Source organism: Microbispora sp. H10949 (genome assembly GCF_014161435.1).
Taxonomy (GTDB): Bacteria; Actinomycetota; Actinomycetes; order Streptosporangiales; family Streptosporangiaceae; genus Microbispora; species Microbispora triticiradicis.
Window position 1 is genome coordinate 267,927 of sequence record NZ_JABBWZ010000003.1, and the last position, 16,688, is coordinate 284,614.

At 73.5% G+C, this 16,688-nt stretch carries 13 protein-coding genes; 6 read left to right on the plus strand and 7 right to left on the minus strand.

Going from position 1 to position 16,688, the window contains the following annotated elements; genetic code table 11:
• Window positions 1–9 precede the first annotated feature (9 nt).
• Both HHX40_RS08730 and HHX40_RS08735 read right to left on the minus strand, forming a co-directional pair.
• A complete protein-coding gene (locus tag HHX40_RS08730) occupies window positions 10–825 on the minus strand; it encodes a hypothetical protein (RefSeq protein ID WP_182880120.1) in 816 nt (271 codons plus the stop codon).
• Window positions 822–1,991: a glycosyltransferase gene (locus tag HHX40_RS08735; protein ID WP_182880121.1), complete on the minus strand. Its 1,170-nt coding sequence runs from the start codon at window positions 1,989–1,991 to the stop codon at window positions 822–824. Before HHX40_RS08735 ends, HHX40_RS08730 begins: the two co-directional genes overlap by 4 nt.
• A 165-nt stretch (window positions 1,992–2,156) precedes the next feature.
• Between HHX40_RS08735 and HHX40_RS08740 the strand changes: the two genes are divergently transcribed.
• Complete coding sequence (locus HHX40_RS08740; protein ID WP_182880122.1) at window positions 2,157–3,395, plus strand: nucleotide sugar dehydrogenase; 1,239 nt, start codon at window positions 2,157–2,159, stop codon at window positions 3,393–3,395.
• A 1-nt stretch (window position 3,396) separates the two neighbouring features.
• Here the strand turns inward: HHX40_RS08740 and HHX40_RS08745 are convergent, their stop codons facing one another.
• Window positions 3,397–4,146 (minus strand): SDR family NAD(P)-dependent oxidoreductase, encoded by a 750-nt coding sequence (locus HHX40_RS08745; RefSeq protein ID WP_182877022.1) that lies wholly within the window; start codon window positions 4,144–4,146, stop codon window positions 3,397–3,399.
• Window positions 4,147–4,180: 34 nt separating this feature from the next.
• Window positions 4,181–4,546, minus strand: a complete 366-nt coding sequence (locus HHX40_RS08750) for a carboxymuconolactone decarboxylase family protein (protein WP_310737998.1) — start codon at window positions 4,544–4,546, stop codon at window positions 4,181–4,183.
• Between the two features lie 334 nt (window positions 4,547–4,880).
• Between HHX40_RS08750 and HHX40_RS08755 the strand changes: the two genes are divergently transcribed.
• From HHX40_RS08755 to HHX40_RS08770, 4 genes are all read left to right on the plus strand, one after another.
• Window positions 4,881–5,552 carry a hypothetical protein gene (locus HHX40_RS08755; protein WP_133306131.1) on the plus strand — a complete coding sequence of 224 codons (672 nt, stop codon included), beginning with the start codon at window positions 4,881–4,883 and terminating at the stop codon, window positions 5,550–5,552.
• 13 nt (window positions 5,553–5,565) lie between these two features.
• Window positions 5,566–8,541, plus strand: a complete 2,976-nt coding sequence (locus tag HHX40_RS08760) for an AAA family ATPase (RefSeq protein WP_182880123.1) — start codon at window positions 5,566–5,568, stop codon at window positions 8,539–8,541.
• A gap of 106 nt (window positions 8,542–8,647) precedes the next feature.
• Window positions 8,648–9,145, plus strand: a complete 498-nt coding sequence (locus tag HHX40_RS08765; RefSeq protein WP_310737999.1) for a MarR family transcriptional regulator — start codon at window positions 8,648–8,650, stop codon at window positions 9,143–9,145.
• Window positions 9,132–10,400 (plus strand): epoxide hydrolase family protein, encoded by a 1,269-nt coding sequence (locus tag HHX40_RS08770; RefSeq protein WP_182880124.1) that lies wholly within the window; start codon window positions 9,132–9,134, stop codon window positions 10,398–10,400. The genes HHX40_RS08765 and HHX40_RS08770 overlap by 14 nt, the downstream gene beginning before the upstream one ends.
• A 9-nt stretch (window positions 10,401–10,409) precedes the next feature.
• On the opposite strand, the gene HHX40_RS08775 is transcribed toward HHX40_RS08770, so the two are convergent.
• Together HHX40_RS08775 and HHX40_RS37580 are read right to left on the minus strand one after the other, a co-directional pair.
• Window positions 10,410–11,921: an aldehyde dehydrogenase family protein gene (locus HHX40_RS08775; protein WP_310738000.1), complete on the minus strand. Its 1,512-nt coding sequence runs from the start codon at window positions 11,919–11,921 to the stop codon at window positions 10,410–10,412.
• A 31-nt stretch (window positions 11,922–11,952) separates the two neighbouring features.
• Complete coding sequence (locus HHX40_RS37580; RefSeq protein ID WP_310738001.1) at window positions 11,953–14,946, minus strand: helix-turn-helix transcriptional regulator; 2,994 nt, start codon at window positions 14,944–14,946, stop codon at window positions 11,953–11,955.
• A gap of 167 nt (window positions 14,947–15,113) precedes the next feature.
• On the opposite strand from HHX40_RS37580, the gene HHX40_RS08785 reads away from it, so the two are divergent.
• Window positions 15,114–16,001 carry a fumarylacetoacetate hydrolase family protein gene (locus HHX40_RS08785; protein ID WP_182880126.1) on the plus strand — a complete coding sequence of 296 codons (888 nt, stop codon included), beginning with the start codon at window positions 15,114–15,116 and terminating at the stop codon, window positions 15,999–16,001.
• Between the two features lie 42 nt (window positions 16,002–16,043).
• On the opposite strand, the gene HHX40_RS08790 is transcribed toward HHX40_RS08785, so the two are convergent.
• On the minus strand, window positions 16,044–16,589 hold the full coding sequence (locus tag HHX40_RS08790; protein WP_138460049.1) for a DinB family protein: 546 nt from the start codon (window positions 16,587–16,589) through the stop codon (window positions 16,044–16,046).
• Window positions 16,590–16,688 lie beyond the last annotated feature (99 nt).

A 16,688-nucleotide genomic window follows, 5' to 3' on the forward strand; every position in this document is an offset into this window, starting at 1 on the left:
GCCGGCCTCTCAGGCCCGGCGCACGCCCTGACGCGCGTCCCGGCGCGCGTCCCGGAGCACACCTCCGGGCGCGCCCCGCCGTCCGCCCCCGGCCCACCGCCGGGGGCGGACGCCGTAGAGCCCGGCTCCCAGCGCGACCGCCAGCGCGGGAACCAGCATCCCGGCCGTCATCGCGGCCGGGCCGCGTCCCGCGGCGAGCGCGACCGCCAGGCAGGTCAGGCCGAACCCGGCGAACAGCGCGGCGGACGGCCCGAGACGCACCCTCCCCCGCCCCCTGCCGCGCCTCCTGCCGTACGGGAGGAACCCCAGGCAGGCGCCGGACAGGACCGCCGCGGGCACCGCGAGGGCCGGGTCGGCGAGCAGGAGCGCCGCGGCGGCGAGACCCGCCCCGGCGACGGCGGCGACCCCGGCGAGCGCGCCGCCGAGCCGGTCGAGCAGCGCGTGGGCGTTGGTCATCGCGACGATCCACATCACGCTGAGCGGACCGTCGGGCCAGTCGCCTGTCAGCGTGACCTGCACCCCGCACAGCACGACGCCGCCCGCCGCCACCGACTCCACGACCAGGCGGGTGGCGAGGGGCAGCGCGCCCACGTCCGCGATCAGGCCGAGCAGCGCCACCGCCGCGGCGGCCAGCAGGACCGCGCTCACCCGCCGGTCCGGCGGGCCGAGGGCCGCCGCCGTGGCGGCCACCGTGGCACCCGCCGTCACCGCCGCGAGTGTCATCCCGCCCAGGCAGGGGATCGTACGGCGGACCGGGCGCAGGCCCGCGGCGGCGAGCAGGCAGCCGGCGGCCCCGGCGAGCGCGGAGGTCAGAAGGGGCGTCACCGGCTGCCCACCTCCGACCGCGCCGCGCCGCGCAGCGTGCGGTAGAGCGCCTCGGTGTCGGCCACCAGCCGGTCCACGCCGAACGCCCGGCAGGTCCACGCGCGGGCCGACTCGCCCATCCGCCGGGTCAGGCCCGGATCCACCAGCAGCCGCACGAGGTGGTCGGCCATCTCGTCCGCGTCGGGCTCGGTGAGGAACCCCGTGCGGCGGTCCACGACGATCTCGGGCACGCTGCCCACCCGCGTGGCCACCGCGGGCAGCCCCGCCATGCCGGCCTCCACGAGCGAGAGCGGCGTGCCCTCGCTGTCGGAGGTGAGCAGCATCACGTCCGCCGCCGCGTACACCGTCTCGACGTCGCGCCGCCACCCGAGCAGGCGGAAGGAGTCCCACATCGGCATGACGGCCCGCTCCAGCTCCTCCTTGAGCTCGCCGCCGCCGCACACGAGGAACCGCGCGCCGGGCAGCCGCGCCAGGACCGCCCGGGCGACCTCCGCGAGCCGGTCCGGCCGCTTGGCCTTCTTCAGCCGCCCGACGTACGCGACGACCGGCGCGTCGAGCGGGACCCCCAGCGCGGCCCTCGCCCGCGCGCGGTCGGGAAGCGGGCCGAGACGGGTGCCCGGGGGGATGACCACGTACTGCTCGGGCCGGCCGATCCCGGCGGCGAGGAGGTCGTCGCGCACCCGCGCGCCGACCGTGACGATGCGGTCGGTCATGGACGCGAGGCGGCGCTCGGTGCGGGTGTAGACGGCCCGGCGGAGGCGCGAGAGCTGACCGTCCAGGAGATGACCGTGATAGGTGTGCACGCGCGCCGCGCCGGCGCCCGACAGGCGTGCCGCGAGGCGGCCCAGCGCGCCGGCCTTGGTGGTCCGTGTGTGCACGATGTGCGGCCGGAACTCGCGCATCGCGTTCGCCAGCCCGAACAGGGCGCGGTAGTCGTCGGCCGGTTTGATCGCCCGGCCGAGGCCCGGCACCCGGTGGACCGGGATCGTCGCGTCGCGAAGCTGCAGATGGTCGCCCTCGCCGCCGTCCACGTAGCCGGTGTAGAGACGGTGGTCGAACTCCACCGGGCTGAGCCGCTCGCACAACCCCGTGACCTGGGTGGCGGGACCGCTCACGTTCATCCGGGCGATTATCTCCATGACACGAATCCGGTCGTCCGGTTTCATGCTGGCTCCTCCCTGATCATGTCGGAGAAGCTAGCCCGCCCGTCCCGTCGCGACCGGACGCCCAGACGCCGCCGGAAGAGACTTTTCCGTATCCGTACCCAAGCCTTACAGCGGTCCGTCCGGCAATCGCGGGGCGGGCGGCGCGGCCGCTCCTACAGTCGTCCCATGGCGGAGAAGCTGGTGGTCGTGGGCCAGGGCCCGGCCGGCCTGCCCCTCGCGACACGCGCCGCGGAGGCCGGGTTCCGCGTGGTCGGCCTCGACGAGGACGAGTGGCGGGTCAAGCGGCTGAACGCGGGGGAGCCCTGCGTGGAGGGCGTCGGCGCGGGCGAGCTCGCCGCCGCGCACGCCTCCGGCCGCTACACGGCCAGCGCCGACGCCGCCGACGCGTCCGGGTTCGACTTCTGCGTGCTCACCGTCGCCGTGCGGATGCGGGACGGCGCGCCCGACCTCGGCCCGCTCGGCACGGCCGCCGGCCGCGTCGCCCCCTTCGTACGCCCGGGGGCGACCGTCGTGGTGGAGACCGCCGCCTACCCCGGCACCACCGAGGAGTTCGTCGGGCCGGTCCTGGAACGCGGGTCGGGGCTGCGGGCGGGGGAGGACTTCCATCTCGGCCACAGCCCGCGCCGCGCCGAGCCCGGCGACCCCCGCTGGCGGATCGGCAACACGCCGAAGGTCGTGTCGGGCGTCGGCCCGGCCTCGCTGCGCGCCGTGACCTACCTCTACGGGCGGCTGGTGCGGGAGACCGTGCCGGTGTCGTCACCTCGCGTGGCCGAGCTGTGCGCGCTGCTGGAAGGCGCCCGCGCGCATCTGGACGCCGCCCTGGCCAACGAGCTGGCGATCTTCGCCGGGCAGCTCGGCGTCGACGTGTGGGAGGCCGCCGAGGCCGCCGCCGGCACCCCGTACGGCCGACCCGGCGCGCGGCCGGGTCCGGGCCTGCCGGACTCGTGCCTGCCGGTCGACGTGTCGTACGTGCCGTGGGCGGTCAGGCACCGGGCCGGGCGCGGCTTCCGGCTGATCGAGGCGGCCAACGACGTCAACGCGAACATGCCGGCGTACGTGGTGGACCGGATCGGCCTCGCGCTCAACCGGCGCTGCCGCGCGGTCCGGGGCAGCCGGATCCTGCTGCTCGGCCTGACGCCCGTGGAGGTGGCGAAGTCGCTGTGCCGGCTGGGCGCCCGGGTGCGGGCCGCCGACCCCCGGGCCGCCGACTCCCGCGCCGGCGACCTGCTGGTGCCCGCGGGCGTCGAGGTCGTCGAGCCGGACGCCGCCGAACTGGCGCGCGCGGATGTGGTCGTGGTGCTCGGCGCGCCCGACTGCTACGACTACGACCTGGTCCAGCGGGCGAGCCGGTTCGTCTTCGACACCCGGGGCCGCTGCCGCGGCCCGAACGTCGAGCGGCTCTGAGTCACCGGTAGCGGACCCGCGCTATCCGGCCGAGCAGGTTGACCGGCAGCAGCCGGAGGAGCGCGACGACCGCCTTGTAGCGGGCCGACGGCACGCTCACCCACGCCCCGCGGGCGAGGTCGCGCATCGCGTCGGCGGCGACGCGGTCGGCCGACAGCCACGCGAAGGGCGGCAGATGGGACATGTCGAGCTGGGCCCGGCCGTGGAACTCCGTCCGCACGAACCCCGGGCACAGCGCCATCACCCGCACGCCGCGGCGGCCGACCAGGCCGGCCGCCGAGGTGCTGTAGTTCACCACCCACGACTTCGACGCGCCGTAGGTGCCTCCGGGGAGGAACGCCGCGACCGAGGCCACGTTGACGACCCCGCCGCGGCCCTTGGAGATCATGTACGGCAGGGCCGCCTGCGTCAGCCGCAGCACCGCCTCGCAGTGCAGCCGCAGCATCCGGACCTCGTCGTCGATCGGGGTGTCGAGGAAGCCGCCGGGATGCCCGAACCCGGCGTTGTTGACCAGCAGGTCCACCCCCGAGCGCAGCCGCTCCTCGGCGGCCGCGATCCCCTCCTCGGTGGCCAGGTCGGCGCGCAGCGTCTCGGCCGTCACGCCGTACCGCTTGTGCAGCGCCTCGGCGGAGGCGGTCAGGCGCTCCTCGTCGCGGGCCACCAGGACCAGGGAGAACCCGTCGGCTGCCAGGCGCCGGGCGAAGGCGGCGCCGATCCCGGCGGTCGCGCCGGTGATGAGTGCGGTGGGCATGACGGCAGCGTACCCATCCCGCCGCCGCGCCGGGTCACGCGCGGGCGGTGCGGCAGATCAGCTTCTCCACCTGGGCGCTGAGCCGGGTCGCGCGGGGCCACCCGGCGTACAGGGTCAGGAAGACGACGGTCTCGCGCAGTTCGGCCGGGGTCAGCTCGCCGGACCGCAGGGCGGTGTCGAGGTGGCGCTCCAGCGCGTCGTCCATGCCCTGGCCCACGAGGAGGCCCACCAGCAGCAGGCGGCGTTCCCGGCACGTGAGGACCTGGCGGGACCACACCTCCGAGAACATGCGTTCCGCGAGCGCGCCGAAGAGGCCGTCCGGCCCTTGGCCGACGCCGTCCCCTCCGTGGGCCTGCTCCATGGCGTCCGGTCCCTCCGCGGTGAATCTGGCGGCATGCACTCAGGTTGTCGTGTTCCGGCCGCCGAGGTGTTACACCTTCCGCAGAAGAGATCTCGTTTCCGGGCGGCCGTCCGATGGGCCGAGGGCCGCTTCCGGCCGCGCTCCGGTGGGTATCGCCATCCGTGACGCGCCGCCCTGCCGGCGGGCGGGTACGGAGCCGCGCAACCTCGATGTAACAGGAGGAGTACGGATCCGGGCAAGATTCGGTCTAGTTTTCCGAGGCGTCGCGGATCTACCGTGAGAAGAACGATTTGAGAACGGGCACTACTACCTCGTAGACCCGCAAAGCGGAGGTTGGGCCCTGGTGGAAAGACCGCGGGTAAGGACCGGGGTGGTGGGAACGGTCGCAGGGGCGGCGATGGCCGCCTCCGTGCTGTCCGGCTGTGCCGGCCCCCAGTACACGTACGTACACGACGACACGGGCGACACCTACTTCAAGGTCCCCGTCTCGTGGCGTCAGGTCGACCAGAAGACGATCGACGAACAGATCTTCGGCGGCACGGAGTCGGCCACCGCGCAGCTCGCGAAACAGGCCCTCTGGACGGCCGCGTTCGACGCCCACGACCAGCCGTCGATCCTGCACCTCGTCCGGGGCCCGGCGAGCGGCGAGGACAAACCCTTCGTGTTCGCCAAGGTGGAGAAGCTCACCGAGGACAAGCAGAACGCCGCGTCGCTCAACCTGCTGCGCGTGTCCCCGCCGATGCCGGTGCCGCTGACGGAGGACCAGCAGAAGGAGCTGGAGACGGAGGGCCTGTCCGGCTTCGAACTGCTGGACGACGAGGTGCTGCCCATCGTGGACGGGGTCAAGGGGGTCCACACCGTCTACAACTACCGGGTGGCGGAGGGGCCGGTGCAGACGTTCGACAAGACCGCCTACCTGTCGGCCGACGGGACGACGACCTCCACCCTTCTCATCCGCTGCTCGCCCGCGTGCTACCGCCAGCGGGCGGCGGAGATCGCCGCGATCGTCAAGTCCTTCAAGGTCAAGCGCATCATCAATCCGTGAAGGAGCCCCTCATATGAGCACGGCCCTCCCACCGAAGCACCACGAGGGGCTTCGCGAACCGGGGTCGGGTCCCGAGGACCGCGACCCGCGCACCCGGAAACGACTGCCGCTGTGGGACAGGAGCAAGTTCCTGATCCTGCTCGCCGTCGCGTTCGGCGTGCTGCTCTGGAACGAGATCGCCACGTACGAGGGCATCATCTCCGTCTCCGACGCCTTCCTGCTGACCGTGCGGAACGCGTCCTGGATCCTGTGGCTGGCGGGCCTCGAAGTGGTCCGGCAGATCCACTTCCTGATCAGTGAGCGTTCGGCCGGATACCACCGGTTCTGGACGCGCGGCGTCTTCGGCGGCTGGAACCGCTGGACGCACCGCAGGTTCAACGACTGGAACCGCTACCGCATCGCACGGGCGATCAAGTGGGTCGTCTGGATCGTGGTCATCGCGCTGGTGCTCGCCAAGGTGCAGCAGACCTCGCCGCTGCAGGCGCTGTTCAACGTGCCGGCCACGGTGTGGGGCTTCCTCCCCATGGTCCTGCAGATCATGCTGCTGATGGTGCTCGCCGTCGGGCAGTTCGTCGCGATCTTCTGGTTCCTGTCCCGCGGCGGCGTGGACGTCTACTACCCCGACGACATCAAGACGCGGTTCTCCGACGTGTGGGGCCAGGACCACGTGGTCGAGCGGGTCAAGGAGAACATCGTCTTCCTGGAGAAGCCGGACGAGATCGAGGCCAGGGGCGGCTACGTGCCGAGCGGCATCCTGCTGTGGGGCCCGCCCGGCACCGGCAAGACCCTGATGGCCGAGGCGGTCGCCGGCTCCACCGGCAAGCCGTACGTCTTCGTGGACCCCGGCGCGTTCATCAACATGTTCTTCGGCGTCGGCGTGCTGAAGGTCAAGTCGCTGTTCCGCAAGCTGCGCAAGCTGGCCCTGCGGTACGGCGGCGTCATCGTCTTCTTCGACGAGGCCGACTCGCTCGGCAACCGCGGCGCGCTCGCCCAGGGCGGGCCGGGCGGCTGGGGGCGCTCGGCCCCCGCGCCGTTCGAGGACGCCGGCTGCCACGGCTTCGCCTACCTCGACCCGCACACCCGCACCGTGCTCGGCCGCCACGCCGCGGGCCCGGCCGCCGAGGCCGCGCCCGCGCGGATGCCGCGCACCGGCGCCTTCGTCAACCGCCTGATGTACGGCGGGGGCATGGGCGGCGGTGGCGGGATGGGCACCCTGGAGGCGCTGCTCACCGAGATCTCCGGCCTGAAGAAGCCGCGCGGTTTCGTCAACCGGTACGTGCGCCGGCTGCTCGGCATGCGGCCCAAGCCGCCGCCGAAGTACCGCATCCTCATCATGATGGCGACCAACCTGCCCGAGGCGCTGGACGAGGCGCTGCTGCGCCCCGGCCGCATCGACCGCATCTACAAGGTCGGCTACCCCTCCAAGGCGGGCCGGATCCGCACGTACCGCGGTTACTTCGACAAGGTCAGCCACCAGCTCACCGACGAGCAGATCGACAAGCTCGCCACGATCACCCCGTACGCCACCGGCGCGACGATCAAGGACCTGGTCAACGAGTCGCTGATCACCGCGATCCGGGACGGCCGGGAGACCATCACCTGGTCGGACGTGATGCGGGCCAAGCGGCTCAAGCAGCTCGGGCCGCCGGAGGACGTCGAGTACATCGAGCGCGAGCGGCACGCCGTGGCCGTGCACGAGGCCTGCCACGCGGTCGCCGCCTACCGCACGCGCCGCCACCTGGAGATCGACCTGGCGACGATCGAGAAGGGCGCCGACTACCTCGGCATGGTGGCCAGCATCAAGCCGGAGGACCAGTTCACCCGGTGGAAGTCGGAGTACGAGTCGGACATCATGGTGTCCCTCGCCTCGCTGGCGGGGGAGCGCATGTTCTTCGGAGAGGACAACTCCTCCGGCGTCTCCGGCGACCTGCAGTCCGCCACCGCCATCACCGGCCTGATGGAGGCCCACTGGGGCATGGGCATCGGGGTCGCCTCGCTGCCCGCGCTGCAGGAGCTCGGCCTGCGCGAGGGCAAGGCGGCCCAGCCGCAGCCCGGCACCGGCACTCCGGCGGGCCGGCGCGACGAGCTGCTGCCCGACATGCTCCCCGAGCGGATCGAGTTCAACCTCAGCCGGCTGCTGGAGAAGACGGCCGAGCTGCTGCGGGAGAACCGCCGCGAGGTGCTGTCGGTCGCGCACGCGCTGGAGCAGCACAAGACGCTCAACGGCGACGACGTGGTCGCGGTCATCGAGAACAGGCCGGGGCCGCTGATCGACGGCACCGTCTACGCCTCCGACGAGTTCTACGAGGAGATCGAGAGCTATCACACGGCCGCGGTGGAGGCCCATCACGGCCACAGCGAGGTCCCGCTCGAGCTTCCGCTGCCGAGGATGCGGACGCTGGAGGCGTCCGTCGTCGTGCCCTCCTCCGGCGGTCCCTCCTCGGGTGTGGCCGCCTCCGGCGGGGTCGCGCCGGTGCTCGCCCCGCAGCCGAACGGCCTGGCGGGCGGCAACGGGCACCTGCCCCAGCCGTTGCAGCCGCCCCAGCCGGACTTCGTGCCGTGGAACGGCGCGCCGCCTCCGATGACCGCGACGCCGTTGCCGGGCCAGACGCCGCCCGGGGAGGCGTCCGCGCCGCGGCGCCGGTCGTACGGCGCGCTGTGGGCGGTGCTCGGCCTCGTCGTCGCGGTGGTGCTGTTCGTGCTGCTCGGCGCGCTGCTGTTCGCCTCGCCGCAGGGCGCGCGGGGCGCCGCCGTCGTCGGCGGCGTCCCGGCGGGCACGGCGGTGCTGCTGACGGTCGCGCTCGTCGCGGTGGTCGGCGGCATCGCGGTGGCGATCCTGCTCGTCCGCACGCAGCAGGCGGGGCGGCGCCGGGCCGAGGAGGCCAGGGACCGGGCCGCCGAACGGGCCCAGCTTCTCGCGGCGGCCATGGACCCGGAGGTCGCCATGCGGCTGCTCGGCTACGACGGCAGGCGGGGCCCCGAGGCCTGACCCCGCGCTATCTCCGAACGGCGATCCCCGGTGGGCGTCCCCCACCGGGGATCGCCGTTCTCGTATGGTTCAGTTGCTTAATTAAGTTTCTGATATATTTTGCCGCGTGCCCGACTTCCCCGAGCTGAGCGTGGCGGAGCTGACCCACGTCCTCGAAGACTTCACGCGCATGCACATCCGCCTGCCCGCGGAGCGGCGGCTGAGCTTCACCACGCTGTCCGTGCTGCACACGCTGGCGGGCGGCGGCCCGAAGCGGCTCACCGACCTGGCCGCGGGCGAGCAGGTCACGCAGTCGGCGATCACGCAGATGGTGACCAAGCTGGAGCGCGAGGGCCTGGTGGAGCGCCGCCCGGACCCGTCGGACGGCCGTGCCGTCCTCGTGCGGGTCACGGCGGCCGGCGCCGCGATCGTGGACGGGCGGCGCAGCGAGCGGATGGCCCGGCTCGCGGACCTCGCCGCCCGGCTCGGGCCCGGGGAGAGGGCCGCCATCGCGGCGGCCCTCCCGGCCCTGGCCCGGATGGTCGAGCTGCACGAGGGGGCCGTGCCGGGGACTGCGCCGGCCGACCCCCCTTCGACGGCTGGAGGAAACGATGACGAGCCATGAGACGACCGACACCATCGGGACCCGCGGCGCCGGGAACCGGCCGTTCCCGCTGGAGCCGCGGCCGATCCACGTGCCCGGCGACGTGCTCGACGACCTGCGCCGCCGCCTGGAGCTGACCCGCCTGCCGGACGACGTGGGCAACGACGACTGGCGTTACGGCGTGAACGGCGCCTACCTGCGGGAGCTCGTCGCCTACTGGCGCGACGGGTACGACTGGCGGGCGGCCGAGGCGGCGATCAACGCCTACGAGCATTACCAGGTGGAGATCGACGGCGTGCCGGTCCACTTCATGCGGCGGCCCGGCGCCGGGCCCACCCCGACGCCGCTGATCCTCACCCACGGCTGGCCCTGGACGTTCTGGCACTGGTCCAAGGTGATCGACCCCCTGGCCGACCCCGGCGCGTACGGCGGCGACCCGGCCGAGGCGTTCGACGTGATCGTGCCGTCGCTGCCCGGTTTCGGGTTCTCCACCCCGCTGCCCGGCCATCCGGACATGAACTTCTGGAAGATCGCCGACATCTGGCACGTCCTCATGACCCGCGTCCTCGGTCACGAGAGGTACGCCGCGGCCGGATGCGACGTCGGCGCCCTGGTCACCGGCCAGCTCGGGCACAAGTACGCCGATGAGCTGCTGGGCGTCCACATCGGCTCCGGGCAGAAGCTCACGCTGTTCTCGGGCGACCGGGCCTGGGACCTCAGCGGCGGCCGGCCCATCCCCGAGGGCCTGCCCGCCGACGTCCATGCCCGGGTCGTCGCCCTGGAGAAGCGCTTCGCCGTCCATCTCGCCGCGCACGTGCTCGCCCCGAGCACCCTCGCCGCCGGCCTGTCGGACTCGCCCGCCGGGATGCTCGCCTGGATCCTGGAACGCTGGGTCACCTGGAGCGACAACGGCGGCGACGTCGAGACCGTCTTCAGCAAGGACGACCTGCTGACCCACGCGATGATCTTCTGGGTGACGAACTCGATCGGCACGTCGATCCGCACCTACGCCAACAACAACCGCTATCCGTGGACCCCCTCCCACGACCGGTGGCCGGTCGTCGAGGCGCCCACCGGCATCACCTTCGTCGGGCACGAGAACCCGCCGGGCGTCCGCACCGACCAGCGGGTGGAGCACTTCCTCGGCAGCGACAGGGCCGCCTGGTACAACCTCGTGAACCTCGCCGCCCACGACCGCGGCGGCCACTTCATCCCCTGGGAGATCCCCGGCGAGTGGGTCGACGACCTGCGGCGCACCTTCCGCGGGCGGCGATAGGACGCGGGGTCAGAGCCGGAAGCCCAGGTCGGGGATGATCTCGGCGACGTCCATCTGGGCCTTCTGCAGCCGGCCCGAGTAGTCCCAGTTCATCGCCTGCCAGCGGGTGAACTGGTCGAGCACCCACATGCCGCTCTGCCGGCTGCCGTTGCCCGACTTGCCGTTCCCGCCGAACGGCAGGTGCGCCTCCGCCCCGGACGTCGAGTTGTTGACGCTGACCATCCCGGCCGACACGCCCTCACGGAAGCGGAACACGGCCTTCGGGTCGGAGGTGTAGACGGACGACGACAGGCCGTATCCCGGGCGGTTGGCGAGGTCGATCGCCTCGTCCAGGGTGGAGAAGGTGGTCACGCCCACGATCGGGCCGAACGTCTCCTCCAGGAACAGCCGGTCGTCCGGGCGGACGCCGTCCACGATCACCGGGTGGTAGTACAGGCCCTCGCCGTCTATGCGGCCCACCGGGCCGGGCAGCACGGTGTGGTGCGGCCGGATCCAGCCCAGGTACTCCTCGTACCGCTCGGCGAACCTCTGGTCGAGCAGCGGGCCGTACAGCACGTCGCCGTTCGGGTCGCCGATCTTCGCGCTCCGCACGGCGTCGGCGAACCTGCGCAGGAACGCGTCGTGCACGTCCTCGTGGACGATGACCGTCCCGAGGGAGGTGCACCGCTGACCGGCCGTGCCGAACCCGGAGAACAACGCGCCCTCAGCGGCGAGGTCGAGGTCGGCGTCCGGCAGCACGACCATCGGGTTCTTGCCGCCGAGTTCCAGGCAGGGCGACTGCAGGTGCCGTCCGCACAGTTCGCCGACGAGGCGGCCGACCGCGCTGGAGCCGGTGAACCCGACCTTCTGCACCGTGCCCTCGCCGAGCGCGCGGTCGAGCCCCGCGTAGGTCTGCTCCCCGTCGGCGAACACGATGTTGAGCACGCCGCCGGGCAGCCCGGCCGCGGCGAACAGCCGGTAGAGCGCGTGCGCGGACGCCGCGGCGTACTCGGCGGGCTTCCAGACCACCGCGTTGCCGCACAGCAGGGCCGGCACCAGATACCAGGAGGGCACCGCGACGGGGAAGTTGCCCGCCGTGACGACCGCCGCGACCCCGACCGGCACGCGGAAGGTGAACAGGCTCTTGTCCGGCATCTCCGACGGGATCGTCTGCCCGTAGAGGCGGCGGCCCTCGCCGAGGAAGAAGTCGCAGGTGTCCACGATCTCGCGGACCTCGCCGAGCGCCTCGGCGTACGGCTTGCCGATCTCCTCGGTCACCAGGCGGGCCAGCGCCTCGGTGTTGGCCTCGACGAGGCGGCCGATCGAGGCGATCACCCGTCCGCGCACCGGAGCCGGGACGCGCGCCCACTCCCGCTGGGCGGCCGACGCGGCGCGGCAGGCGTCCGCGAAGCCCGCCGCGTCCGTGAGCGACACGTCCGCCACGGTCTGCGAGGGCCGCGCCGGGTTGACGGACGCGTACGGCATGCCCGAAGTGAGCTCGTCACCACCGACGACGGAAACGATCTGCCGGGCCACTGCCACCTCCGCGATTGCTCCTGGTCTCAGGCCTCGGTTACACAGTATTTCCATCTCCGGCGCCCGTCAGGCCTTCCTGGTGGGCGACCGCGGCGGCCTGGGTGCGGCTGGAGACGCCGAGCTTGGCCAGGATGTTCGAGACGTGCACGCTGACCGTCTTCTGGGAGATGAACAGCCGCTCGCCGATCTCGCGGTTGGCCAGGCCGTCCGCGACGTGCGCCAGCACCTCCCGCTCGCGCGCGGTGAGCCCGGCCAGCCGCCCCGGCTCCCGGCCGGCCGAGGGCCCGCCTGGCCGCCCGGAGGCGCCGCCGCCCGCCGTGCTCCCGCCGTCTGCCGTGCTCGCACCACCGGCTTGGACGTCCGGCGCGGGGGCGGCCGCGGTCGGGTCCCGGAAACCGGCGCGCGCCCCGGACTCCCGCAGCGCGGCCAGCAGCGGACCGGCTCCCAGCGCCGCGGCGACGGTCACCGCCCGCTCCCACTCGGCGTGGGCCGCCGTGCGGTCACCTGTCCGCAGCAGGCTCTCGGCCAGCCGGCGGCGCGACCGCGCCTCCTCGTAGACGAAGCCGAAGCCGAAGGCCTCGGTGGCGCGCCGCCACACCTCCGGGTCCGCCGTGCCGTGGGCGCGGTGCCACTCGGCCTCCGCCCGGGCCAGCCAGGCGAGACCCTCCGGGCCCATCCGGGCCCGCGGGCCGTTGGGTCCGTTGGCCGCCGCGTGCCTGGCCCGTCGCAGCAGGTCGTCGCAGTGCTCGCCGGTCCGGCCGAGATCGGCGAGCGCCCACAGGCCAGTCGCCGCGATCCGGATCAGGCCGGGGTCGAACGGTTCGAGCGTCGCGAGGATCGCGTCGACGTGTTCGAGCGCGGTCTCCGGGTCGCCGTGCCACAGGGCGTGCTCGGCGGCCATCCCGCGCGCCATGTAGCTGACCAGCTCGTCGGACCAGAACGGGGTCAGCCACCGCAGCCTCTCCTCGGCCCCCGCGCGTCCCCGGCCCACCTCGACGAAGAGGGCGAACGACGACAGCTGGGCCTCCGCGCGGGTGCCGACCCGCACGCCGAAGGCAGCGGCCAGCCGCTCGGCCGCGTCCCAGTCGCCGTCCGCGTAGTGGATGAGGTAGTGCAGGAAGCGCAGATCGGTGCCGAAGGCGCTCCAGGTCAGCCCGGTCTCGGCGGCCAGCCGTACGCCTGACTCGGCGATGCGGGCGGCGTCCGCGAGATGGCCGTGCTCGTAGTGGATGCGCGCGTGGTTGAACCGTGCCCGCAGGTCGATGGACAGGTCGCCCGAGGGACGGCGGGTGGCGCGCGTGAGCAGGTCGACGGCGCGCTCGACGTCGTCGGAGGACTCCTCCGACAGCGCCAGCACGACGAGGGCGCTCGCCTCGGCGTCGCGGGCGCCCGTCTCCTGCGCGACCTCCAGCGCCCTGGCCGCCGTCGTGGTCGCCTCCTCGATCCGGTAGCTCCACCACAGCGTGCGCGCGTACGTGGCCAGGGCTCTGGCCAGCAGCGGGCTGTGCGGCGCGAGGTCCACCGCCTCCCGGGCCGCCGCGGTCGCCTCGTCCCGGTCGTCGTCCGCGTCGGCCAGGTAGTAGGCGAGCCGCTCGCCGATCTCGGCGACGAGGACGGGATCGTCCGCCTCCCGGCGCAGCCGCCGCAACTGACCCGACGCCCTGTGGGAGTCACCGGCCGCCGCGGCCGCGGCGGCGCTCGCCAGCGCGATCCGCGGCCGGCTCTCCCCGGCCGGGCGCCCGGAGGCCGGCACCTGGTCCCACAGCTCCAGTGCCCGGTCGAGATGCCGGTGCGCCTCCGCCGGCGCCCCCAGCTGGGAGGCCAGCCGCCCGGCCTCCACCGAGGCCCGCAGCGCCCCCGGCGTGTCGTGGGCGGCGAGGTGATGATGGGCCAGTTCGGCGGGGGAGCCGCCGCGCTCCGCGAGCAGCGCGGCGAACGTGGCGTGCAGGCGGGTCCGCTCGCCCGGCAGCAGGTCGTCGTACACCGCCTCCTGGAGGAGCGCGTGCCGGAACGCGTATCCATCGCTGCCCGCCGTGAGCAGCCGCCGCGAGACGATCTCACGCAGCGCCTCCTCCAGCGGCAGGTCCCCCAGCCCGGCGGCCTCGCGCAGCAGGTCGTGGCCGACCCGGCGCCCGGCCACCGCGGCGATCCGCAGCACCTGACGGGCCGTGTCCGAAAGGGCCTCCACCCGCGCGAGCATCAGGTCGGCGAGAGTGCCCGGCAGCCGGCTGTGATCGGCGCTGGCGGCCAGCAGCTCCTCGGCGAAGAACGGGTTGCCCCCGGCCCGCTCGATCAGGGCGCCGAAGCCGTGTTCCCGTTCCGCGCCGGCCGGGCCGTCGTCGTACCGGTCGAGGCTGGCGAGGTACGCCGCCATGTCGTCGTCGCCCAGCGGCGGCAGCTCGACGGCGGTGACCAGCGGCAGGCGCCGCAGCTCGGCCAGGACCGGGCGCAGCGGGTGGCGGCGGTGCAGATCGTCGGTGCGGTAGGTGCCGACGAGGCAGACCCGCTCCCGCTGCAGCATCCGGGTGAGGAAGACGAGCAGGTCACGGGTCGAGCGGTCGGCCCAGTGCAGGTCCTCGAAGACGAACAGCACGGGATGGCGCCCGGCCACCTCCGACAGCATGTCGAGGACCGACCCGAACAGACGCTGCTGGGCGAGGCCGCCGGTGGCGGTCTCCTCGGCGAGGCCCGCGTCGTCGCCGGGCAGCAGCCGCCGCAGGGCGGGGCGGGCGGTGACGGCCGGGCCGACCGGCCCCCCGGGCTCGGCGGCGGCGGTGCGCAGCGCGTCGGCCAGCGGGAGGTAGGGCAGGGCGTCGCCGAGCTCGGCGCACTGCCCGGCGAGCGTCACGAACCCCCGCCGCTGCGCCAGGTCGCACAGCTCGGTCACGATCCGCGTCTTGCCGATCCCCGCGTCGCCGCCCACCAGGGCGACGCCCGCGAGCCCGGCCGCGGCGCCGTCGAGCACGCCCAGAAGCTGATCGAGCTCGGAGGAACGCCCGATCAGCACCCTTTGCGGCGTACGCGTGACCACGTTCGCGAGTATGGCACGGTGCCCCGACAGAACCGTGACGACGGCGTCGGCCCCCACCCGGTGACCGAAACCCTTCCTCTCACGGTCCGATTCGTACACGCTGTCGTATACGCGGGGCCGCGGCACCCGCGTCACCGGAACCCATCGACTCGTGAAGGCACACATTGATGCGACTCGTTCGTGGCCACCTCTCCGACGACACCGGCGTCCCCGGGCCCGCCCGCTGGGCCGTGCGCGACGAGGAGGGCGACCGGCTGCTGCCGGAGGACTTCTCGCTCGGGGAGGCGCTCTCGTCCGGCCTCGACCACTTCCGCCGGTCCCTCGCGGCGGCGTCCGGCCCGGCCTTGACACTGGCACTCGCCGCGCCCGTGGATCGGTGGACGGAGGTATGGGCCGCGGGCGTCACCTACCGGAGGTCGCGGGAGGCGCGTAAGGAGGAGAGCCACGAGCCCGACATCTACGAGCGGGTGTACGACGCCCCCCGCCCCGAGCTGTTCTTCAAGTCGCTCGGCTGGCGGGTCCGGGGGCACGGGCAGGCCATCGCCGTACGGCCCGACTCGTCCTGGGACGTCCCGGAGCCGGAACTGGCCGTGGTGGTCTGCGCCAGCGGGGAGATCGCCGGATACACCGTCTGCGACGACGTGAGCTCCCGCTCCATCGAGGGCGAGAACCCGCTGTATCTTCCGCAGGCGAAGATGTATCTCGGCGCCACCGCGCTGGGCCCGGGCATCCGTCCCTCCTGGGAGGTTCCCGACCCCTACGACCTCGGCATCCGGCTCGCCATCTCGCGCGGCTCCCGCGAGATCTGGGCGGGCTCGGCGAGCACCCGCCGGCTGCACCGGCGGATCGAGGACCTCGTCGAACACCTCCTGCGCGCCGACCGCTATCCGTACGGGGTGATCCTGACGACCGGCACCTGCCTCGTGCCGGAGTCGGACTTCACGCTGACGCCCGGCGACGAGGTGACCATCGAGATCGACGGCCTCGGCCGTCTGGTCACCCCCGTGAGCGCGGTCGACGGCATCGACCTGTGGCGGGACCTGCCCGGCCGGTGACCTCACCCGGCCGGGTCCGCCCGCGCGGGCCCGCGCGGAGCGTCAGTGGCCCGTGGCGCCGTCGATCCGCTCGCGGAGCAGGTCGGCGTGCCCGTTGTGGCGCGCGTACTCCGCGATCATGTCGACCAGGATGCGGCGCAGCGAGATCGGCTGGCCGGTGGCCCGCTTGACACCGGTCTCGTCCAGCGACCGGGCCGCGGCCACGATCTCCCGGGAGCGCTCGCACTCCGCACGCCACACGGCGAACGCCTCGTCGACGTCCCCGCCCAGATCCTCGAAGTCCTGGTCGGGGTCGTCGTCCGAGTAGTAGAGGAGCGGGACGTCCTCACCGGCGAACTGGATGCGGAACCACCACCGCTCGACGCCGGCGAGGTGCCGGAGGATGCCGTGGAGGCTCAGCACGGACGGCGGCACTCCCTGGTCGGACAGCCGTTCCTTCGGCACGCCGGAGCACTTGAGCGCGAACGTCTCGCGGTGCCAGTCCAGGGAGGCGGTGAGGATCTCTCGCTCGTCGCCGACGAGGACGGGAGCGGACCGGGAGTCGCCGTCCCACTTCTTCGAGTAGTTAGCCTCGGGGATCTCGTTCACACTCCGACCCTGTCAGACGGCACCGACAGTTCCTGGGACCGCGGCCGGAGCGGCGTTCGGCCTCTCCCGAGGCGTTCCGGGCCTCGGCCGCGGGACGGA